Origin of the sequence: Pseudogracilibacillus sp. SO30301A, assembly GCF_037072025.1 — a bacterium.
Classification (GTDB): domain Bacteria; phylum Bacillota; class Bacilli; order Bacillales; family Amphibacillaceae; genus Pseudogracilibacillus.
This window is the reverse complement of the sequence record NZ_JAXHDD010000063.1, coordinates 1-22214: the sequence shown is the minus strand read 5'-3', so window position 1 is coordinate 22214 and position 22214 is coordinate 1. Positions and strand designations below refer to the sequence as shown.

General features: G+C 36.2%; 22 protein-coding genes and 2 pseudogenes. 5 read left to right on the top strand and 19 right to left on the bottom strand.

What is annotated here, in order from left to right:
* Positions 1-79: 79 nt before the first annotated feature.
* A complete protein-coding gene (locus SPD89_RS19495; protein ID WP_336263612.1) occupies positions 80-652 on the top strand; it encodes a GNAT family N-acetyltransferase in 573 nt (190 codons plus the stop codon).
* Positions 653-883: 231 nt separating this feature from the next.
* Here SPD89_RS19495 and SPD89_RS19490 read toward each other — a convergent pair whose 3' ends face one another.
* The 6 genes and pseudogenes from SPD89_RS19490 to SPD89_RS19465 form a co-directional block, all read right to left on the bottom strand.
* Positions 884-1114, bottom strand: coding sequence for a hypothetical protein (locus SPD89_RS19490; protein WP_336263611.1), 231 nt, complete (start codon positions 1112-1114; stop codon positions 884-886).
* Between the two features lie 162 nt (positions 1115-1276).
* A complete protein-coding gene (locus SPD89_RS19485; RefSeq protein ID WP_336263610.1) occupies positions 1277-1465 on the bottom strand; it encodes a DUF4177 domain-containing protein in 189 nt (62 codons plus the stop codon).
* A 145-nt stretch (positions 1466-1610) separates the two neighbouring features.
* A complete protein-coding gene (locus SPD89_RS19480) occupies positions 1611-2879 on the bottom strand; it encodes an acyl-CoA thioesterase/bile acid-CoA:amino acid N-acyltransferase family protein (protein WP_336263609.1) in 1269 nt (422 codons plus the stop codon).
* A gap of 425 nt (positions 2880-3304) precedes the next feature.
* Positions 3305-3688, bottom strand: a pseudogene (locus SPD89_RS19475) (DUF1801 domain-containing protein).
* A gap of 83 nt (positions 3689-3771) precedes the next feature.
* Positions 3772-3960 carry a hypothetical protein gene (locus SPD89_RS19470; protein ID WP_336263608.1) on the bottom strand — a complete coding sequence of 63 codons (189 nt, stop codon included), beginning with the start codon at positions 3958-3960 and terminating at the stop codon, positions 3772-3774.
* Between the two features lie 139 nt (positions 3961-4099).
* A pseudogene (locus SPD89_RS19465) lies at positions 4100-5234 on the bottom strand (zinc-dependent alcohol dehydrogenase).
* A 166-nt stretch (positions 5235-5400) separates the two neighbouring features.
* Between SPD89_RS19465 and SPD89_RS19460 the strand changes: the two are divergent.
* The gene (locus SPD89_RS19460) at positions 5401-5679 is read left to right on the top strand and encodes a YqhV family protein (protein ID WP_336263607.1); all 279 of its coding nucleotides are present in this window, start codon (positions 5401-5403) and stop codon (positions 5677-5679) included.
* 56 nt (positions 5680-5735) lie between these two features.
* On the opposite strand, the gene SPD89_RS19455 is transcribed toward SPD89_RS19460, so the two are convergent.
* Positions 5736-6245 carry a DUF3231 family protein gene (locus SPD89_RS19455; protein WP_336263606.1) on the bottom strand — a complete coding sequence of 170 codons (510 nt, stop codon included), beginning with the start codon at positions 6243-6245 and terminating at the stop codon, positions 5736-5738.
* A gap of 499 nt (positions 6246-6744) precedes the next feature.
* Positions 6745-8655, bottom strand: a complete 1911-nt coding sequence (locus tag SPD89_RS19450) for a serine hydrolase domain-containing protein (RefSeq protein ID WP_336263605.1) — start codon at positions 8653-8655, stop codon at positions 6745-6747.
* A gap of 156 nt (positions 8656-8811) precedes the next feature.
* On the opposite strand from SPD89_RS19450, the gene SPD89_RS19445 reads away from it, so the two are divergent.
* Positions 8812-9387 (top strand): TetR/AcrR family transcriptional regulator, encoded by a 576-nt coding sequence (locus SPD89_RS19445; RefSeq protein ID WP_336263604.1) that lies wholly within the window; start codon positions 8812-8814, stop codon positions 9385-9387.
* Positions 9388-9514: 127 nt separating this feature from the next.
* Here the strand turns inward: SPD89_RS19445 and SPD89_RS19440 are convergent, their stop codons facing one another.
* From SPD89_RS19440 to SPD89_RS19430, 3 genes are read right to left on the bottom strand one after another with little or no spacing between them, the layout of a single operon-like run.
* Complete coding sequence (locus tag SPD89_RS19440; RefSeq protein WP_336263603.1) at positions 9515-10123, bottom strand: alpha/beta hydrolase; 609 nt, start codon at positions 10121-10123, stop codon at positions 9515-9517.
* A gap of 17 nt (positions 10124-10140) precedes the next feature.
* The gene (locus tag SPD89_RS19435; RefSeq protein WP_336263602.1) at positions 10141-11106 is read right to left on the bottom strand and encodes an Abi family protein; all 966 of its coding nucleotides are present in this window, start codon (positions 11104-11106) and stop codon (positions 10141-10143) included.
* Between the two features lie 55 nt (positions 11107-11161).
* Complete coding sequence (locus SPD89_RS19430) at positions 11162-11641, bottom strand: hypothetical protein (protein WP_336263601.1); 480 nt, start codon at positions 11639-11641, stop codon at positions 11162-11164.
* 135 nt (positions 11642-11776) lie between these two features.
* Here SPD89_RS19430 and SPD89_RS19425 point away from each other — a divergent pair, with 135 nt between their 5' ends.
* Positions 11777-13438 (top strand): ABC1 kinase family protein, encoded by a 1662-nt coding sequence (locus tag SPD89_RS19425; protein ID WP_336263600.1) that lies wholly within the window; start codon positions 11777-11779, stop codon positions 13436-13438.
* Between the two features lie 307 nt (positions 13439-13745).
* Here the strand turns inward: SPD89_RS19425 and SPD89_RS19420 are convergent, their stop codons facing one another.
* From SPD89_RS19420 to SPD89_RS19385, 8 genes are all read right to left on the bottom strand, one after another.
* Entirely contained in the window at positions 13746-14789 is a 1044-nt protein-coding gene (locus SPD89_RS19420) for an SPFH domain-containing protein (protein ID WP_336263599.1), read from the bottom strand.
* Between the two features lie 134 nt (positions 14790-14923).
* Positions 14924-15712, bottom strand: a complete 789-nt coding sequence (locus SPD89_RS19415; protein ID WP_336263598.1) for a TPM domain-containing protein — start codon at positions 15710-15712, stop codon at positions 14924-14926.
* Positions 15709-16737, bottom strand: coding sequence for a TFIIB-type zinc ribbon-containing protein (locus SPD89_RS19410; protein WP_336263597.1), 1029 nt, complete (start codon positions 16735-16737; stop codon positions 15709-15711). Before SPD89_RS19410 ends, SPD89_RS19415 begins: the two co-directional genes overlap by 4 nt.
* A 64-nt stretch (positions 16738-16801) precedes the next feature.
* Positions 16802-17485, bottom strand: coding sequence for a PspA/IM30 family protein (locus SPD89_RS19405; protein WP_336263596.1), 684 nt, complete (start codon positions 17483-17485; stop codon positions 16802-16804).
* Between the two features lie 677 nt (positions 17486-18162).
* Positions 18163-18477 carry a hypothetical protein gene (locus tag SPD89_RS19400; protein ID WP_336263595.1) on the bottom strand — a complete coding sequence of 105 codons (315 nt, stop codon included), beginning with the start codon at positions 18475-18477 and terminating at the stop codon, positions 18163-18165.
* Between the two features lie 416 nt (positions 18478-18893).
* On the bottom strand, positions 18894-20057 hold the full coding sequence (locus SPD89_RS19395; protein WP_336263594.1) for an MFS transporter: 1164 nt from the start codon (positions 20055-20057) through the stop codon (positions 18894-18896).
* A 110-nt stretch (positions 20058-20167) separates the two neighbouring features.
* Complete coding sequence (locus tag SPD89_RS19390; RefSeq protein ID WP_336263613.1) at positions 20168-20983, bottom strand: ZIP family metal transporter; 816 nt, start codon at positions 20981-20983, stop codon at positions 20168-20170.
* Positions 20984-21142: 159 nt separating this feature from the next.
* On the bottom strand, positions 21143-21502 hold the full coding sequence (locus tag SPD89_RS19385) for a response regulator transcription factor (protein WP_336263593.1): 360 nt from the start codon (positions 21500-21502) through the stop codon (positions 21143-21145).
* Positions 21503-21537: 35 nt separating this feature from the next.
* Between SPD89_RS19385 and SPD89_RS19380 the strand changes: the two genes are divergently transcribed.
* Positions 21538-21834 carry an alpha/beta hydrolase fold domain-containing protein gene (locus SPD89_RS19380; RefSeq protein WP_336263592.1) on the top strand — a complete coding sequence of 99 codons (297 nt, stop codon included), beginning with the start codon at positions 21538-21540 and terminating at the stop codon, positions 21832-21834.
* Positions 21835-22214: the final 380 nt, after the last annotated feature.

Below are 22214 nucleotides of genomic sequence, written 5' to 3'. Positions count from 1 at the left end.
AAATATAAAATTCTACAAAACTCTCGTCACTTCTATGTTATAATGATGGAAAATTCTATGAAAGATGGTGGTGAGCAAATTGAGAATTGAAGATATATATGGAAATTTACCTATAATAGAAACTGATCGGCTTATCCTCCGAAAGCTCACACTGGATGATGCAGAGGATATGCATAAGTATGGCTCAAATCAAGAGGTTACCAAGCATGTTTTTTGGGACACGCATCAGTCTCTTAGTGACACGGAAGCATTTATAAAATATGCATTAAATCAATATAAAAATAAGCAAATTGCTCCGTGGGGCATTGAACATAAACAGGATAAAAAGCTAATTGGTACCATCGATTTTGTAAGGTGGCTGCCAGAGCATCGTATTGCAGAAATAGGTTATGTAATTGCACCCAATTACTGGGGAAAAGGAATTGCTACTGAAGCGGCAAATGCTGTAATTGAATTCGGTTTTACAAAAATGAACCTCATACGGATTGAAGCAAAATGCTTTAAAGAAAATATGGCTTCAGCACGTGTCATGGAAAAAGTAGGGATGACATTAGAAGGTATTATGCAACAAGGAGTTTTTTCTAAAAATAAACATTGGGATGTAAAGCTATATTCGATTCTTCGCGACGAATTTTTTCAAAGTAACAAATAATTTTAGTTGGATTTTTATAAAAAAATTAAACACTGTAACTAACTCGTCATCGTTCAACCCTGCTCCCGACTAGAATAGACTAACTATAACGAGGAATCTAGAAGTCTAATTCGACTACTTTTTAACGAGGAATTAGACTTTTAATCTTCAGTAAATGCGCCCGATTGCTTAAATATGGACTACCATAAAAATGAATTATTACCCTCAGTCTATCTCCATTGCATCCATCATTTACACATAAACAGAAAAGGACCACACGATTAATAACATACTTACTAATCCCCACACCGTGGCTCCTACTATCCACCAAACAACTGGCTTAGTTGATGTCTGTTTGCCTTCCAAACCGTCCTTGTTTTCTATCGCTAAAGCAACTCTTCCCTCCATGCTTTTTTTCATTGGCATGAGGACAAAAAATCCTACAACGATAAAACCAACCGTTATCCAAAGTAACAAATTCATTTTAACATCCCATTTCTTATAAGTACTTTCTACCCCAGTTCTTCTAAATTATGTTATAATCGAAACTTATTCTTTTATTCCGTTAAATGGTCCGATTCAGGCGCAACGCTTCTTAAACAACTGCGTCCATTAATGGAATATTATTTATTCGAACATCTTTTTTTACAATTTCTTACGCTTAAATATTAACTCATAGAAAGAGGGCAATCCATATTGCTGTGTTCCTGGTGCAAAAATTTGAACTAACTCCCACCCTTCTTTTTCGTGTTTATAAACAATTGAGTGATAATTCTCTTTTGGGGTGCGTTTAAAAGAGGATAATTCAATCTTCACAAATTTATGTTCATACACTAGGCCCACCTCCTTCCTAAATGGCCTGTTTGTTTAAGTTTCATGATGTTAGTATCAAGAAGACTAAATTAACTTCCCGCTTATTGCAAAGAAGGTGCTTCCTGTTTAAATTAATCTCAAACAGTTCAATTTTTTAATGTCTTATTTAAAAATTGAACTGTTTGTTTCCACGAATCATTTGCGGCTTTGCATTATCTTTTTTTGTTCCCCCAAAAATTATTCTCATATGAAATTGCGTGTTCCCTGTGATCTGGGGAAGGTTGGGAAGATGACCAGGGAATGGAGCAAAATGTCCAGCATTCTCATAATAGATGAACTTATTCTGATTGTTATACTCGTGATTTTGTAAACGTCTTGCCATTTGTTTTGTGAAAAACACAGCAGGTTGGATATGGTCATCCTCTCCGGCAAAAAACATCATTGGTGCCTTAATATTTTCAATTGTAATTGCAGTTTCCTTCAAATGTTGTTCATCTTGTATAGTACGGTTTAACACATCCAAGCCTGAATAAGGTTTTCCAAGAATCCAATGCTTAAAAAAGGAAAGTGTATCTTGTTTTGTGCGTTGTACTTGAAAATAAGGAAGGGGGGCATTTTTATATGTCCACGCTGGTTTGTCCACCGGCTGCATGTTGACAAGCCCGGGAAAAACAACGGCACTCGGAGCAACAGCGATGACTGAATTGATGTTAGGAAAGTGGTTTGCATATAATAATGCGAGTTCGGATCCGCGTGAAAAGCCGATAATCCCACAGCGTTCTTGATCTACTTGTGATAAGTTCTTCAAATATTGAAACGCATGGTCAACATATTCTAGCGGTATATGTACAATTCCTTTCGGTAAACCTTTTCGTCCGAAATAAGCTAGAGCCAACACAGCGTATCCTTCACTCGCAAGCATCGCAGCAGAGGATTCGTGTACTCCCGCATCTGATCCACCCACAATAATAACAGCAGGTAATGAATGGCCATTTTCAGGATAGAATAATGTTCCAATCATTGCATCATCATTCAATACTTCCTTAACAATGTTTTTTTGATAAAAAGTTCGTGTCACTTGTTCCGAAGCTAATAATTCATCATTATCATAAATCCTAATCACTAACGGATCCGGACTGTGTTTGATAAACATACGATTTTTCTTAGACCTCATCGACCAGAATAATCCTAGTACATCAATACCTTTGTAGTCACCTTCTACCGGCGAATGTAAATTTAAATCTATAAGACCGTTATTGTCGGATATATATGTTGCTTCGGAAATAAATGTCTCTTGGCGGTCGTCTTTTGTAGAAGCTTTAATAACGATTTGACGTGACGGTTCATTCGTATAGATTTGAAAAGTAATGGCTTCATCGGTTTTTGATTCCATTGGTGTAATGTTAATTTTTAAACGCTCATGAATTTGAGTCATCCTCATAATTCCCCCTAGATAATTGCGTTTATTCAACGAAAAAGACCCGTTTTTTGAAGTGTTTACAATAAGTATAACATTCTCAGCACCAAAACTACGAAGTTTTAGTTAGTATAATTATCCATCATATAAAGTATGAGATGGTAAATAGTCTCTCATTAACTAGTACAATTACTGTCATTAGTGATAAATAAGCTGTCACTCGTAATATATTTCATTGGTGATAATCAAACTATAATGAGCATCTATTTAGAAAAGGTAAAAATGCTATAGTCGACCAGAAAACTACATATATATCATACGCTAGACTAATGTGTTGTTTCATTTTTAGAGTTGCTCATTTTAAGTTATGTTTAGCCCTCTTTGGAAAATTAAAAAGCCAATGCCTCTTATTGAAGAATTGACTTTATTTATAATTTTTTTAGTTAAACGAAGTGTCGAAATATATTTTTTGAAATTTTAACAGACTGCTTAATTAACTTTTTTAGTACATCCACCTCAATATCCGCTACTTTATTTATGTATACACAAGCTTTTCCAGCTTTATGTTTACCAAAACAATCCAGTAGTTCTTCCCGTTTGGGATCACCCGTTGCAAAATACAAAACTGATTCTCGCTTTACGTGGTGGAAAACCAACAAGAAGTGCGTCTCCTTCATGACCGGACTCATATTTATAGTGATATTTGCCAAACCCAATAATATTTGATCCCCCACATTTCCGCTTCATATCCGGTTGTTTCCTGTAAAGATATCTAATAATCTATATGCATCTGCTTTTTTCTTAGAATTGTCAACTGCAGTTTCAATAAATTAAATAACGCTTTGATCGGTCCATTTCGTTTTTAATTTCATACATTCGCTGTTCTCCTTAGAGTTAGTGAACAATAGTCTTATTCTTCCTTGTTTACGATTTGAATACTTTTAAGATGGTTCGCAATTTCCTGTAGTGTTTCATTACGCTCTTTTTGTCTTTTTAAAAAAGTAATAACCACCCAAATACAAACACCTATAATAGCGAGATAAATTCCTATAAAAATAAACATCATAAACAACGGAATGAGTGCTGCGAAAACTTCCATTACCCTTCACCCCCACTTCAAAATATATGTGGATATACTAAAAGTATACTAGAGGGAAGAATCTTATCAAAAGTCTTTAGACTCATTTCTGGGTCATTTCATTTTTACTGGAGAAAATCCCCATAATTTATTGATCCCTTTATGGTTTTAATACAACGTTTATACAGTCATCTTTTTTATTATGAAAAATTTCATACGCGTGTTCCGCTTTTGTTAAAGGAAGTTTATGAGAAATAATATCGGTCGGGTCAAATTCTCCCCTAACAATTTGATCATAAAGGGTTTGCATATACGCTCGTGCAGGTGCTTGCCCCATTTTAATCGTAACATTTCTCGTAAAAAAAGGACCGAGTGGAAATAAATTATATAGCCCTCCATAGACTCCGGTTAACTGAAGTGTACCGTACTTCTTAACCGCTTTTGTCGAAATCTGAATTGGACCAAGCGTACCACCTTGTAGTTTTAACTTTTGTTCCACAAATTCTAAGGGTGATTTTTTCCCATCCATACCTGCACAATCAATAACAACATCTGCACCACCTTTTGTAATTTCTTTTAATGTTTCTCCCATATCCTTATCTTCTGTAAAATCAAACACTTCTGTTTTATTCACTTTACGTGCATGATTCAATCTATAATCAATATAATCAATAGCAATTACACGTTCCGCCCCTTTTTGCCAAGCAAATTTTTGTGTCATAAGCCCGATCGGTCCACATCCTAAAACGATAACTGTATCTCCTTCTTTTAACCCCTGCATGCTCCACACTCCAATACGCTGTTGGCAAAACGTCCGATAAAAACAATAAATGTTCATCATCAAGTTCGCAATCTTCAGGTACAACAAACGGAGTATAGTTTCCAAAAGGGACACGTAAATACTCGGCTTGCCCTCCAGGAAAATCCCCAAACTTCTCGGAATATCCGAATTATCCACCTCAGCCGTAGTGTGGGTTCGAATTGTCACACTGACTTTCCATATGGTTGTGACAATAAAAACATTTTCCACATGCAACAGTAAAAGGGATCACAACTCGATCTCCTTTTTTAACACGAGTAACTTCCGAGCCGACTTCTTCTACAACTCCCATAGGTTCATGCCCGATAATGTAGTCGATAGGAAGTGGAAAATTACCTAAATATAAATGTAAGTCTGACCCACAAATCGCACTTGATGTAATTTTAACAATGATGTCTTCCGGATCTTGTATTTTGGGATAGTCTACCTTTTTAACAATTACTTTTTGCTTCCCTTGATATGTTACAGCCTGCATGTTTGTTTTCTCCTTTAAACACTATTCTTAAAAACAATATTAGTTTGTCTATATACTAATAATTCATACGTTCTCTAACTTTATAAAAACTTTGAAATAAAAGTTCGGTTTTACTTGTCCATTTTTCCGCATATGTATATAGAAGAAATCGCTAGGGGGATTTGTCATGTTGTTTTTCTTAGAAAAAGCGCTCTTTGTAATGATTTTTTTCCGAGTCTTATCAGGAAGTGTTGAAGTATTTGCAGCCTACCTCATGTTTCGTTTTAATGATCTTGAAAAAGCAATTATTATCAATAGTTCATTAGCATTAATCGGACCGTTTATTTTCATTTTAACTACCATTGTTGGTTTATTTGGGATTGCCGATAAAATCTCTTTTCAAAAATTTATTTTTATTCTCTTAGGTGTTTGTCTGATCATGTTCGGTGTTTTAAAGGGAGAGTAACTACTTTAAATATAAAAAGATGACTTCTGATCAACAAGAAATCATCTTTTTTCATTCTACTCTTTTGGAGTATGTAAATGAAGTGGTGGATGGACTAACCAACCTTTTTCTTTCTTTAAATGCAGTACTTTTAAACCGAACTTAGCTTTTTCCATATGAAATTTCCCAAACATAAGACCAATATCTTCTCGAATACTTTCCCCCATGATTGTACTGCATGCCACTAATCCTTTCGATGTGTTCATTCCTAACATGGCAGCAATCTCCGAATCCATGATCCGGGCACCTGCCGGGATCTCTTCTAAATTTGCTTCTGGGCGTTCTGGTGGCGCCGGTGGAAGCGATACCCCATTTTCTTTTAATAAGGTTGCAACTTCTTTTGCTTCACTCCTTGATATTTTAATCGCTTCTTCCAATAACTCCCTTAATTCTTCATCCCCAGTATGATTGACTAACGTTTGATACGAGGCAACCGAACTTTTTGCACCTAACAAAAAGGTCCAAGTAGCAAAAACTTCTCCATAATGAATTGGCTCTTCTTTTGGATTTCCGTCCATTTTCCCCATAATCAATACTCCCTTTTCTATTAAATTTCTGTACTAGAGGTTGTTCAAAACCCCCATGTCTTATTAGACACCGCAATGAATGAAAATGCCCATTTTCGTATAAAAAGTCCAGTAAAAATGACACTGCATTAGGAGAACTTCGACTAAATACCGACACGTCCTGTGTCGAACGTCGAACTCACCACATCCTGTGGAAGCTCATTGGCTTTTTTATCCGCTCCTTGAAAAAGGAAAGCACTTTTTCTGCGTTTAGGAACGTTTCCTTGGAAAAGAAGAACACTTTTCCTGCGTGCCAGATCTTTGCTCATGTACTAAATGCGGCAGGGGAACTTCCGTTAAAACCGCCCACGTCCTGTGGGCAACACGGAAGTCATCACATCCTGTGAAAGTCCGCTGCTCGACACTAAGTCGCCTCGAACTTCTCGGTCCTTTTTATCCTCCTTTTGAACACGCACTATTAGTATTTACCGCAAATTTTTTAATATGCCCGAAGTTTTTCTTAGAAAAGGTTCCAATATCTAAATAACCAAACGAAAAACAATGCCGTACTCGTATAAAGTGAGTAATGAATGCGACCAAAAACTCGCCAAGACCTTCTTTTCCATATGATAATTGTAAACACTGTTAATGCAATACTAAAAGCAATGATTAAGTATGGAATAAAGTCAAAAATTATACTCCATTCAGGTATTTCACTGAAGGCGTCTTTAGGCATTTGATAAACTGGATCAATCTCACCATTTATCGCAATACTTCCGAATAAGATCAGGCTAAGTACTCCATATCCAATTGCGAGTAACTTTGCTGAACTTGCAATTTTATCTTTATCTTTTTGTTTTTTCAGGAGCATTCGAACCAAAGCAATAAATATCCAACTTAAAAGCGTTCCAATTAACAATAATATACTCAGAGCAAGCGCTACAAATGTAAATCCACTACTCGCATACCATGGTGCTTTGGCATAAGTCATTGGACCATCTGTCATTAACATCATGTTTCCATGTTTATCTTCCTCAAAAACAATGGTTTTAAAATTTCCGTAAGCATCCGGAGTGCGCTCCGTTCGTTTATTCTTAAAAACTCCTGGCTCAATTTCATAAAATTGATTCGTTTCTCCAGCATGTGTAGCATATAGATACCCATCTTTATCCGTTTCCACCTGAATAATTCCTGTTACTAGACTAATAAATTTATCCGCTGTCGTTAAACTTTTTCTATTTTGGTGGTATTCACCTGCAAATTTTTCTATACTACCATTTGTTCCCTTTGTCACCGGAGCAAACACTACTTCTTCCATAGGATAATATTGATCCATAAACCCTTGAAAAATTTCATTATGCACGAAGTGGTTTCCACCACTATAGGACATAAAAATTCCTAGACCCTCCTCTGGTAACAAATAAAGTGCAGAGTTAAACATCATTGTGCCTCCATGATGAAACAATACCTTTTTATCGTTAAATGTTCCCTCTATAAACCCAAAGGCCATCCCATCCAAAGTAGGGTGATGAGTGAATTGCTGGTTGAACATTTCTTGAACCGTTTTTTCCTCAAGGATTTTTTCATCATCAAAATGTCCATTTTGAAGATAAGCTATCATTAAACGCGCCATGTCTGATGCAGAACTGCTCATTGCCCCAGCTGGTACTGGCATAAATTCAAATGCTGCTTCACTGAAACTTCCATCAACAAAACGATATGGAGTTACTGAATACTCTAATAATGACTCTCGTAAAGGCTGCTCAAACGTACTATAATTCATTGCTAACTTTTTAAAAATATTTTCCTCTATATATGTGGTATAAGGCATTCCACTTGCTTGTTCCACAATATACCCAGCAAGTGCAGTTCCGTAATTCGAATAGGCAAGTACTTCACCTGCAGGAAATATACGTTCTGGCAATGATTCACGAACATACTCATGAAGTGGGGGTAAGTTATCTTTTTCTAATGTAAAGATTTCAGTTGAATAATCTTCAAAACCAGGTGTATGTGTTAATAAATGGCGAAGCGTAATTGGAGTTGATCCTGTTAAGGGCGGGATATCAAAATCTATGTATTCATTTACATCCGAATCCAAATCTAATTTTCCTTGTTCCACTAATTGCATGACAGCCGTCCATGTCATTAATTTAGAAATGGAACCAATTCTAAAAAGAGAAGTATTAGGATCTACAAGAATTTCCGAATTTATATCTGCATACCCATATCCTTTTTCAAAAATTATTTCTCCATCATAAACGATACTGACTACCGCATTTGGTATGTTTGCTTCAGCAACTTTTTCTTCCACTAGTTCGTTAAACGTCTCCACTATATCTCCTTGTGGAATTGCATTTGCGGATATAGAGTTCACATTCATAAAAAGTATAAAAACAATTAACAAGCAAAATCCTCTAAATTTTCCCATCATCTTCTCCTTTAAATATCAATTGATACATATCATTAGATATATTATAAAAGGGATACATTCATTTGTAAACATTTTTTTCAAATTTGACTTTCCTATTAACTAGAAATAGAATATGTATCTACTGATATATATCAGCAAAAAGGAGAATTAGCGATGGCCCCACGAAAAAAGTTTTCTAAACAGGATATAATAAATGCTGCTTTTAAAATTGCTAGAAAAGAAGGATTAGATGCAATAACAATAAGAAAAGTAGCTGGACAACTCGGAAGCTCAATTGCGCCTATTTATGTCAATTTCAAGGATGTAGAAGAACTCATTCAAGCGGTTGTTGATCATACGCAAGAAGTTGCAAAACAGTTAGTTTTGGAGCAAAACTCAGGTCATCCTTTCCGAGATATTGGAATCGGCGGGATAAAATTTGCGAGAGAGTATAATGTTTTATATCGAGATTTAATTATGAAAAACAACCCACATATGCAACACAATGAAGAAAGCTTAGTTTTTGCCATCAACCAAATGAAGCAGGATCCAAGCTTACACGGATTTACCGATGAAGAATTAAAAGATATTATTTTAAAAATGGATATATTCCATACTGGACTAGCGGTTCAGGTAGCTAATGGCTTACTTCCAGAATATGTTACTGAGGAAAAAATGATTGACATGTTAGATTCAGTTGCTGAAGATGTTATTATTGCAACACGAGTACGTCAAAAGGAAAATCAATGAATAATGCTTTGAGTTTGAAAACATCTTAACTAGAGTAGAGAAATGATTAACCTATTACTACGAGGAGGGAAAAACATGTTGAAGAAAGTTAAACTACCAAAAATCCCTACAAAAAGTAGGGATCCACTTATTTAATATTTATTTCAAACCAACTTCTAGAAGCAGCAAATTCTTCTCCTGTTAGTTGATGACCGCTGTTTTCCCAGTGCAGCTCTACAGTTGCACCCGCATTTTCAAGTAGTTCTTTTAGATCAGTTGATTCCTCTGGCGGACAAATTGGATCATTTTTCCCAGCCCCAATAAAAACTTGCTTTCCGGATAAATCAGGAAGGTCAATCCTGCGTCTTGGGACCATCGGATGATAAAGAATCGCTCCTTTTAGTGCGTCCATATAGTGAAATAATAAACTTGCTGCAATATTAGCACCATTGGAATATCCAACTGCAACAATATTATTGCGATCAAATCCATATTTCCCAGCCGCTTCATCTAAAAATTCATTCAGTTCCTTTGTGCGAAAAATGAGATCTTCCTCATCAAAAACACCCTCCGCTATTCTTTTGAAAAAGCGTGACATCCCATTTTCCACTACATTTCCACGTACACTTAAAACAGAGGCTGCTGGATCAAGTTTTGCAGCAAGCGCGAGTAAATCGTTTTCCGTTCCTCCCGTTCCATGAAGCATTAAAAACGTTGGTCTTGAAGTGTCCGTTCCTTTTTGAAATATATGTTTCATATTATACACCCCTCGTTCTATAGTCTTTTCAAAAGAGTAAATTTCTTTTCAGCGTCTCCCCCCATAATAGACACAAAGATAGACCGCGGTATTTGTTTCCGTAAGCGTTCTGATGCTACAGCAAATGATCTTTTCAACCGTTGTACATCCTTTTGCGGCGAACCTATTTTGCTCATCAAATAAACATGGAGAATAACGTAATCAATAATCGTTTCAAACGTAATGTTATCCATCGCTGTTTCCGAATGCAAAAATTGAACGCATCGGTTTGGTGGAGGAGTTAATTGAAAGCGACAATCAAAAACTACCCCATCATGGGCAACAGCATTTCTAAAATCTTTAATTAAAAAAATCATATCTTCTAAAACTCGTACCTTTTGATCATGGACTGTACTATAGATTGAAAGACTTTTGGCAATGTTTGTCCTTATCTCTACATTTAAACTATGAATAAAAAATCCAAAATCTCCAAGACTAATGATTTCAAAAATGGCCCAAAGTGGAACAGGTTTGTTTTTATGGATAAAATGTTGGATAATCGATTGATTCATGCGGTAATTATAGCTGATTGTATTGTAAATAATATTTCTCAATTCAAGTCTGTTTTTCATTTTCTTTTTAAAGTCTTTACTGCCAGGTCTATGCTTTTTATAATCATTAAGTAAATGTTCGTAAACAAAAGTAAAGTCAGCTGAACCTAAGCCAATGACCGTATCCAATGTTATATTTTTTAAAGCAGTTTCTATCTGCATGATTGATGAGTAAAAAATTGTCTTTATTTTTTTATCAAATTGATAAATGGCGATTACTTCTTCAAAATTACGATAGGGAATTCTATTTTCAGATTTCTTTATAAACCTATATCCTTTAAACCCATGGAAATAACCCATATTTAAAAGGTCTTGCTGTTTATCTTTTTGAATATTTATCCCGTGTTTTTCCTGTAAAACTTTCATTAACTCTTTCGTCGTTTTTCCTTCCAAATAGAATCCTTCCTTTACCCCGGACTTCGTGCATGTATTTTTCAATCAGTTCTAGTTATTCTTCAATATCTACCGTAAATGCATAACTTGCAGTCCCCTGCTCCCAGTTTGCTTCAATTTCGTAAATAACAATCCCTTCATAATCCGTGAGTTCTACTTTTTTATACGAAGCGATTGCTTTTTCCGAATTCCACACCCGGACTGTGTAATCATTTGGTTCATAATCAAATAAAAGGCTTACCTCGGCATCTGAATGAACGGTTGTTGCATTCTCGATATCTACCAATTCTGGTGGAGGTGCTGTATCTGCATCTACTTGTGTGACCTCATCGAACCCTTCTTCATAATAACGCCAACTATACGTTCCTTTTGCGGCACGAATTGTTTGCTCTCCAATTACAATCATTAAATTTGGCGGTTCTTTTATGTTTGCCCCAATCTTATTTATTTCTGACTTATCTTCATTTTCAACTTTTGCACACCCTACACACAAGATTAAAAGTAAAATTATGGTCAATTGATTCTTAACAGGCAAATCTTAACCCCCTTCATCTGACTATATCTGTTTTCATTATACTAAGTTTTTTCCAATTTCATATCAAATGATTTAAACTAATTATAAAGGGAATTGATACAATAAGATGATTTTCCTTTTGGAGGAGATTATTTGATGCTCAAAAATAAAATAAAACATACTCAGCGTTATCAGGAAATTATTAATGCATTCTTAAAAAATGGATTTAGTCATATTCTTTTTCGAATCGGACTTACTTCAAAACGAATTGATAGTTCTAATGGTAACATGAATTTAACGGATATAGGTATTAAACTGCGGTATACATTACAACAGCTCGGTCCGACATTTATCAAACTAGGACAAATTGCAAGCTCGCGCCGAGACCTCGTACCAGATGAAATTGCAATCGAGCTGGAAAAACTGCAAGATGACGTTCAATCTTTTCCTTTTGAAGAGGTTAAATACATTATTGAAAATGAACTTGGTGATGAACTAAAAAATATGTTTCAAGCCTTTGAATCCGAACCGCTTGCCACAGCATCAATTGGCCAAGTCCATACTGCTAAACTCCTTTCCGGTGAAGAAGTTGCTATTAAAATTCAACGTCCTGATATTCAACCAAGTATTGAAACAGATTTAAATATTTTACATAATTTAACAAGGATGATGGAAGCAAAATTAGATTGGGCAAAAACATACAATATTGGTGATATGATCGATGAATTTTCTTATTCTTTGCGAAATGAACTTGATTACCGGTTAGAAGGTAGAAATGGAGAACGGATCGCAAAGCAATTTGAAGATGATCCAACAATTCATGTTCCAAAAATATATTGGGACTATTCGAGCAGAAAAGTATTGACGATGGAGAAGATAAAAGGTATTAAAGTTAATCAATATGATATGTTGAAATCGGAAGGATATGACGTAAAACTTATCGCAGAAAGAATTGCTGAATCAATGTTACATCAGATTTTAGAAGAAGGTTTTTTTCATGGAGATCCACATTCTGGAAATATTTATATTTTGCCTAACAATGAAATCGCCTATCTTGATTTCGGGATGGTTGGAAGGATAAGCGATGATTTAAATTATCACTTTACATCGCTCGTCATCAGTCTACAAGAAGGTGATACAAAAGGAATGATCAAAACATTTTCAAATTGGGGTATTTTAGACAATGACACTAATATGCAAGCTCTAGAACGAGATTTAGAAAGTTTGCAAACTAAATATTATGATATACCGCTTCAGGAAATTAGCCTAGGAAAGATGATTGTTGATATTTTCTCAACTGCTTTTCGCCACAAAATCGAACTGCCATCGGATATTGCTATATTGGGAAAAGTAATTCTTACACTTGAGAGTATTATTGTTAATTTAGACCCTTCATTTAGCATCATGAAAGCAATAAAGCCGTACGGAAAAAAATTAGTTTTAAAACGATATCACCCAAAAAATATTGCCCAACATGTTTGGAACGAACTAGTAGAAAATATGGAGTACCTATCCGAACTTCCTAAAGATTTACGAGCAATCACCTCGACAATTAAAAAAGGCAAAATGCGTCTTGATGTTAATGTGAATGATATGGAATCCTTTATGAAACGCTTAGATCGTCTGAGTAATCGCCTATCTTTTAGTATTATTTTGCTTGCATTCAGCATTTTAATGGTAGGATTAATTATAGGAGCATCGATTATCGGACAAACAACACTCATATGGAGACTACCTGTCATTGAGATAGGATTTGTCGTAGCTACATTGATGTTTATTTTAATGATCTTTACAATTATACGATCAGGAAGGATGTAAAAAAATGTCCCAAACGAGTGGTGCTCGTTTTGGGACATTCGTTATTTAATAGGGAGTGACTAAGCCACTAAACATGTGGAGAGAGCCACTCTGCATCTTTTACAATCTTTAGATAGAAGCTGAGTCCACTAAGCAAGACTTCCTAATACATGTTCATACCCATTCACCAAATTTCATTTTCAAACGTTCATAAGATAATTTGCCCATATTATTAAAAAACAACAGTTTCACACCTAGCAAATAACAAAAGCCAAGCAACTGTCTCCAGGAAACGCTAAGTACAGTCGTCTGCTTTCTATTAAAAAAACTACACTAGCTTCTGTCCGCAATTACTGCAAAAGTTTCCGCCACTTGTTTTCGTTCCACAATTCGGACAGAAGTTCGGAATGCTTTTTTCGCCGCCAGATGTTGGCTTATTTGATTGGTTTTGCGATTGAGGATTTTTCTGATTCCCTTGAGCTTGATTCTGATTTTGCTGATTCATCTGTTCATTTCCGGCTTGATTCGCCTCACGCATATTTCGCATCATTTCATTTGCAACATTCATCCCCATCATCATACCGGTCATATCTGAAGCAGTGCTACCACCTTTAACTTTTCCAGAACTAATCCCATCTGTCATCTCAATTGTCTGATATTTATTCACATCACCAACCATATGATGAGATGCAGATTTCTTAATCATCTCTCTAATTTCTTTTGGATAGTTAAAATCCATAATATAGAAATTTGTAATTGTCATCCCATCATTAATTATTTGAATATCTAAATCTTCTTTAATTCCATCCGCAATTTCACTCGCATTGTTTTGCAAATTGAACATGTCTTTTCCTTCTCTGCCAATCCATTTCATTAATAACTGATCAAGCACCGACGTAATTCTTATTTTTACATCTTCTACTAAATATCGGTCACGCATTCCAGCAATACTATCAATTAATGTAACATAATCATTCACCTTAAAATTGAATGTTCCATTTGCACGAACTGGAATCCCACCTGGTAACTGCGGTGTCGGTAAATGAATCGCACCTTTCGTTCCCCACTTCACCGTGAATTGTTTCGTATTTACAAATAACACTTCGCACCGCATCCCGGTAGCAAAACCAAATTTATACCCTTTTAATGTCGAAAGAAATGGAATAATATCTGAATCGACCTCATAATCACCCGCTTCCTCAAAAATCCCCTCAATTCTCCCATGATTGAAAAATATCGCATCCTGCCCAGGACGAATAATCAATTTACTACCCTTTTTGATTTCATTATTCGGCCATTTCCAAAAAATCATATCTTCCCGAAATTCATCCCATTCAATAACATTCGCTAACTGACTTCTAAAAAAACTCACTTGCAAAGCTCCCTTCTTGTTTGCGCCTATTTTGGTACAAAACGCTCCATCTATTAAATTACATTTCCCAATGTTATAATGTTTTTGCTACATTCAGAAAAATTCCATCCTAAACTCTAAAATTTCACATTCTATTAGAATTTCCCTCTACTACTACTTCTCATTGTACCTCCACTTGTGCGACCGATGCTGCCGCCACCGCCTCGACCACCACCACTACTGGACTGTTTCGGCTTACGACGCTTTGTTACTGTCGTACGAATATACCGGTCACGTTTTCCAAGAATTTTAGTCCGGTCCATATCCCGATATGTTGCAGAAGTTGTTGTAGCTTTAGGTTCGACACTCCTAGCCATTAACCACACGATGCTTGCCGCTATCGCAATGGCAACCCCAATTTGTACCCATGTATTAAAAAGTGGATTGGCTGGATTAACACCTTCCCGATACTGCATATATTTTGCAGAAAGCGTAATAAATGATTCAAAGGCGTTAAAATAATCGCCGTTCGAGAGGGATGAAGTGATTTTTTCCCGAATAATTGTTAATCGGTCAGGATCTAACTTTCTATGCATATCGCTGTAACCAGAGAGCACGACATCCCGTTTTTTCATGTTCAGCCCGAGCATCGCTACATTTTCATCGTTTTCTCCATATCGCTCATCATAAAAGTCATCCATATAAATTTGTAAATTTTTTTCCGACTCTTCAACTGTTACAATAATAAATTCTGTGTTTCTTTTATCACTAAATTCTGCTGCGAGTTTCTCTAATTCTTTTACCTCATTATCCGATAATAGATTTGCATCGTCAAAAACTCGCTGTTTGCTAGATTCTGCTTGTGTTTCGATAGATAGAAAAGTAGATAGGAAAATAAAAGCAATTAGAAATAAAATGAATATTTTACCAAGGTTTTTCTTCACCATAGGACGCCTCCAATCAGGAAGGCAGCCAGTTTCATTACTACAAATGACGATGCTGCAATTCCACCGATCCAAATGGCAGCCTTTTGCTTAGAAACTGGAGGTTTTCCAACTATTTTTCCCGTTTGACCGTTCATTGCAAACGTGTGTTCCTGACGTTCAAAATCATAATACACCATCCAAACCGGAAATAACACGTATGTACTGTTTAATTTTTTGTTCTGAATTTGTTCATTTCGTCCTTCCAATGATGAGTAACCGGAAATCGTCGAATTTACATATGACCTAACAAATGGAGAAATTTTCGTTTCCACTCGCGGATACAATTCTTTCTCATCATAATTGTATTTTTCTGCGAGATAGCCTGCTAAATATGGGGTTTTAAATTCTTTTAAATCTTGATAATGATATGGCTCCAGTTTATCCATAATTTCGTCATTCATTTTTGCTGAAGCATCCGCCGGAATCCGGGTATGATAGAGATCAATATCGCGGTATACATCATAATGTTTTGTTTCGGTATAGATATAGTCCCCTCTCGTATATGTTCGTACCTTTTTTCCTCTCGCTTCCACCTTCACTCTTGTATTTAGATCATAAATCCAAAAGGGAATATACATTCCAGTAATATTTTTAATTCGGTCTGCAGTCATAAATCCGGCTGGAGTTAGGCGCCCATTTTTACACCATTTTTTAAACGCTCTTCTCGCTTCGTCTTTACTGATTGTAAAAGGAATAACCTTTCCAGGAGCAAGTTTTCCACTAAGACGATCTGCAAGAACGACTGCTGAACCACAAAAACTACATGATGTTGCAGTTGTATCTTGATCTGTAATAACGACCGCACCACAGTTCTCACATTCATACTCTTTTGCTTCATCTTCCGCAAATTCGTTTAGAATATTTTCATCCGGAAATTCCTCGATATTTTGCTGGTTTCCACAACTTCCACAAGCGAGCGTCCCAGATTCACTGTCAAATTCCATATCCGCCCCACAACTTGTGCATTTATAATGAATTAACACGCGTATTCACCCCTTCATTCAAAAATGAAAAAACCGTAACCTAAGCTACGGTATCTTTCTATGCTTATTCTGCTTCTTTGTTTTCTATTTGCGCTTTTAGAGCTGCTAACTCATCTTCCACATCGACTTTCGTTTCATATTTTGCCGACAAATCCTTCATATCATCCTCAGCACCACGATTTAATTCACGCATCGCATTTGCTTCATCTAGTGATGTGTTAATTTTATCTTCTAATCGATCAAAATTAGATAGTGATTCATTTGCACCAGTTACCGTTGAACTGATTTCATTCATCCGCTTTTGTGTTTTCGCAACTGCCGCTTTTCCTTTTAACATCGTTCTTCTGGCATTTAATTCATTGATATCTTCAACAAGCTTGTCATGCATCTGTCTCATTTGGAGACTGTTTGCTTCAGCGAGATCAAGTGACGTTTGCAACTGTGTTTCTTTTTCTGAAAGAGTTGCTTTCCTTTCTAGGAATTTTCGCGCATCATCTTCATTTCCCGCTTCTAATGCTTTCACCGCATAATTTTGCATTTTTTCAACATCTGCTTTACATTCATTCAGTTCACGCTTTGCCCGTTGCTCTTCCGCCATAATGGACGCTGTTTCCGCTTTGACCTGACCGAGATCGCGCTGTAAATTTCGCAAATATTGATCGATCATTTTCTCCGGATCCTCTGCTTTATCAAGTAATGCATTAATATTGCTTGCCATTATATCTTTAAATCGTCTTAATATACTCACTATGTATCCTCCTTTTTAGGGTGAAAATTCTCATGTAAAATAACTTAACCTTTTGCATTTCAAGCAAAAATATTACTCTTATTTTACAATAAGAAAGCTTGATAATAAAGAACTTTTTTAAAAGTGGTTACAAGGAACTATATGACGGATATTTTTCGTAAGTAAATATAACTGAAATTTACAGGACTCAACGGAATGTTCGCAATTATGGCTTTCTTGCCTACTCTCCAAAAATGTAAGTTAAAAATACTGCAACAGAAACTCCGACATTTTCTATCCACGAACTTCATTATAAATGAATTGAATTTACCGGATCACCATTCGTGATTCCCTGTCACATAATAAACTAGAGAAACTTGAACCAATTTTCCATCAAAAAAAGACTAGGTTTTTCATCATATCTTTCCGAATCTATCAAATCCCCTGTGAACACAATTAAATCTGGTCTTTCCTTTACTCTTTTAAATTGCTTTGTTCATTCCCAAAGGACTTATTGTGCAGGTATTTATATCCGTCAAAATTTTGTAAATGCTTATCTAATTGAATACTATTTTCACTCGATGAATTGTTTTGAAAATAAAAAAGTAGATTAAAAAAGCCATTCCGATTAAAAAATAAAACCATCTCTTTATCGTTTATTCTTTATCCTTTCCCTTGTAGATTTTTCATTGACTAATTTATTTTGCAATTTTTTCACGATATACGATCAGAGTAATTGCATTTAATATGATAGTGACGATAAGAAGAGTTGCTGCGGCGAAGACTACAGCCCCCATTGTGTCCATAAGAGCAGACCAATCCTCAATCTTTACCAGATGATAGTTATAAAAAATCTGGAAGCAAAGCGACACAGCACAAGTACTGATACTTGTGATGGAAAGAGCAACCCAGTGCCTGTGGTTATAGTTTTTAAATCGCATAAGATTAACAACAGGTAGTATCCAAGCCGTTAGGCCAAGCAACAGGCTTCCAAGATTAAGCAAACCAATCATATCCAATCCCCCTTTTTAGGGTATAAATCTTTATCTAAAACCTTTTGCATTTCAATCGCAAATATTACTCTTATTTTACAATAAGAAAGCTTGATAATAAAGAAATTTTTAATAAACGATTGCTAGGTACTAGACATCGAGGATTCGCATAGGTATAACATGTAAGGGCTAGAAGTATATTGTTCGGATTAAAATTTACAATGGTTAGTTTGAGAAAATTATCCCGCGAAAGCTAAAAACCAACAGGTGGAAGCGTTATCCACGCAATTCGTGATTTAACCACGAAGATTCAGTTTTAACCACGGGAATAATGAAGTAACCACGAAGAAGAGCCGGAGTTAACCACGGGGCTTAAAAGGGGAACTCAATTTAACCCACAGGATGGAGGGGTTATTGATCTACGAAATTTGGTAGATCTATCCCTCCTGCAAGGCAACATCTTTTTTTAAATAGACCACTCCAAAAACCCCAACTAATACGCTAAGAATTAGGTAAAAGAATGAAACATTCGGAAACAGCTGAACAAAGATCCCACCAAGAAACGGGCCGGAAATACTTCCGATACTGAAACAAATTCCAAACATAATATTGCCGGCAGGAAGTAATGAGATTGGCAAAAGATCCGTCATATACGACATGCCGAGGGAATAGAGTGAACCGACAAACATTCCTGAGAGTGTAAAAAATATAAATAATGACAGAACAGAGTCCTCAAGAAGAGCCGCTCCCAATATACTTAGAGCTCCGATCAGTATCGAAAAAAGAAGCACATTTCTTCTACCGAATCGATCACTTAACGCACCTAAAGGAAACTGTAAAATAATACTACCGAATGCAAAACAAGGAATAATTAATGATAACATATCCACGTCATGGCCAATCCTCAACCCATAAATCGGAAACACTCCATTTAATGTCGATTCTAAAAATCCATATCCGAATCCAGTCAACATAGCTGCCCACGAAATTTTTAACGTTTTTACAAATCTACCTAGAGAACTAACTGATTGAATCGTTGCCCCTTTTTGATCTGGCCATTCATTTTTAACGAAGAACATCAGTGCCCAAACGAGAAAACTAAAAAAAGCAGACAATAAAAAAGGAAGTGCTTCATTAATTGCGAGCAACCTCGTCATTAAAGGCCCAATTGAAAACCCTAACGCAAATGATATACCATAAAATGCGATTCTTCTTCCGCGTACCTCAGCTGAAACAGTTGTCGTGATCCATGTTTGTGTACCAAAGTGAATCATTTGATCCCCTATTCCAACCATCATGCGTAAAATGAACCAGAACCAGAGAGCCTTCCATAATGGAAACAAAGTAAGTGAAATAAAAACAAGTAATCCACCAATCAAAATAATCGGCTTAAACCCAAGTTTTTGCATCGGTTTTTCCATAAACGGCGAAGCGATTAATATACCAATATAAAGAGCAATTGCATGTAACCCATTTACTGATGAACTCACCCCCGCCTGCTCTAAAATGATCGCAATAAGCGGTAGCAGCATCCCTTGTGAAAAACCCGAAATTCCCACGATCGCAATTAAAATCCAATATCTAACACGTGCGCTAACCATTAAAATTTCCCCAATCAAACTTTTTTAAGTCAAATTAAAAAGTAGCAGACTTTTTACTATTGGTCTACTACTTTAATTGCCTGTTTGTAGCCTATTCAATTATGCTAATATTAACCAAGTGCAACATCTAAAATCATCATCACAATAAACCCTATGATTAAACTCATAGACGCAAGATCTTTATTGCCATTTTCATGAGAACTTGGAATAACCTCTTCTACTACGACAAAAATCATTGCCCCTGCTGCAAAGCTTAGTGCAAACGGGAGTAGCGGTTCCATTATCGTTACCGCAAGCACACCAATAACAGCCGAAATTGGCTCAACCATTCCCGAAAACTGACCGTATATAAAACTTTTTCTACGTGACATCCCTTCCCGACGGAGCGGCATGGAAACGGCAGTACCTTCAGGAAAGTTTTGAATCCCGATCCCAATTGCTAATGTTACTGCAGTAGCAAGTGAAGCTTCAGGAAAACCTGCAGCAACTGCCCCAAAGGCAACCCCAACTGCAAGACCTTCAGGAATATTATGCAATGTAATGGCTAGCACTAAAAGCGTGCTTCGTCTTCTTTTTTCAGGATTAATTCCTTCCGCATCTTTCATACTCAGATTAGGATGTAAATGTGGAATAATCTTATCAATTGCCCATAAAAATAAGGAACCAAGGAAAAATCCTATTGCAACAGGTAGCCACGCTGGTAACGCATCTTCCTCTGCCATTGCCAGTGCGGGTGATAATAAAGACCAGAAACTAGCGGCAATCATAACACCACCAGCAAAGCCAAGCATTCCATCCAACAGTTTTTCGTTCATTGTTTTTGTTGTAAATACTAAAGCAGCTCCAAGTGCAGTCATTCCCCATGTAAATAAAGTACCAATTAATGCTTGAGTAACCGGACTTAACGTAACAAATAATTCAATCATGTTCATCTCTTCTTTACTGAAATAGTCTCCCCCAAAAATCATTAATTACCTGCAATATATCACAATATTTTCCTTTAATAAACAGTTTGTTATCATAGGACAACTATGGTATGAATGATTATTTTCCCAAAGCTATCTAATTTGTATACGATAAATTTTTTAAGAAATAACACCCATCCTAAAAAGTTCACCAACCGCATGGGTGCGATTTCTTGCACCTAGCTTTCTGATCGCTGTTTTAATATATTGTTTAACGGTTGACTCCGTAATATCCATTTTGTTAGCCATTTCTTTAATGCTTTCACCCCATGAGATTCTTTTCATTATCTCTAATTCTCTTCTACTTAATAAAGGGGACTCCACTGAACTTTTTGATTGAATAATTAAATTTCCGGCTAGCTTTCCATATTCGGTAAATGAGTCAAGTAGTTTTTCATCGATGACTGTTCGCTTTTTCTTTTCATGACTACAAATATAGCCGATCACTATTGATTTGTAGGTAATAGGGACAACAATCACGGAATTAACGGATGTGGGGATGATATACTTACTGCTTGTCTGTATTCCAGAACAGTATTTTGCTCTTCGTTTTTATGAAGAGCTGGATAGATAATGCCGCACCATTAGTTGCAGAGGACTTAAGCGACTTACCACCAACGTTTGTAATTACTGCTGAAAATGACGTTCTTCGAGATGAAGGAAACGCATATGCAGAGCGTTTAAAATCAGCTGGTGTAAAAGTAGAACCCTTTTTAGAAGAAGAACTTGTTCATGGATACTTTACAAACATGGCTGTTTTTCCAGAACAAATAAAAAGAGACAATTTCAAAAATCGAACAATTCTTAAGTAAAAAATAAGGAAGAGGTTGAAAATGTGTAAATAATTATTATAAGTGGTGAATCGGAAGTACTTGCTCATAGTGCCGGTTCGGAGTGATGTGCCAATATCGGGGAAAATGTGCCGGTTCAAAGTAAGATGTGCCAATTTCGGGGAAAATGTGCCGGTTCAAAGTGAGATGTGCCAATTATGGGAAAAATGTGCCGGTTCGGAGTGAGATGTGCCAATTTCGGCAAAAATGTGCCGGTTCAGAGCGATATGTGCCAATTTCGGGATAAATGTGCCGGTTCAAAGTGAGATGTGCCAATTTCGGGGAAAATGTGCCGGTTCAAAGGGATATGTGCCAATTTCGGGATAAATGTGCCGGTTCAAAGTGAGATGTGCCAATATCGA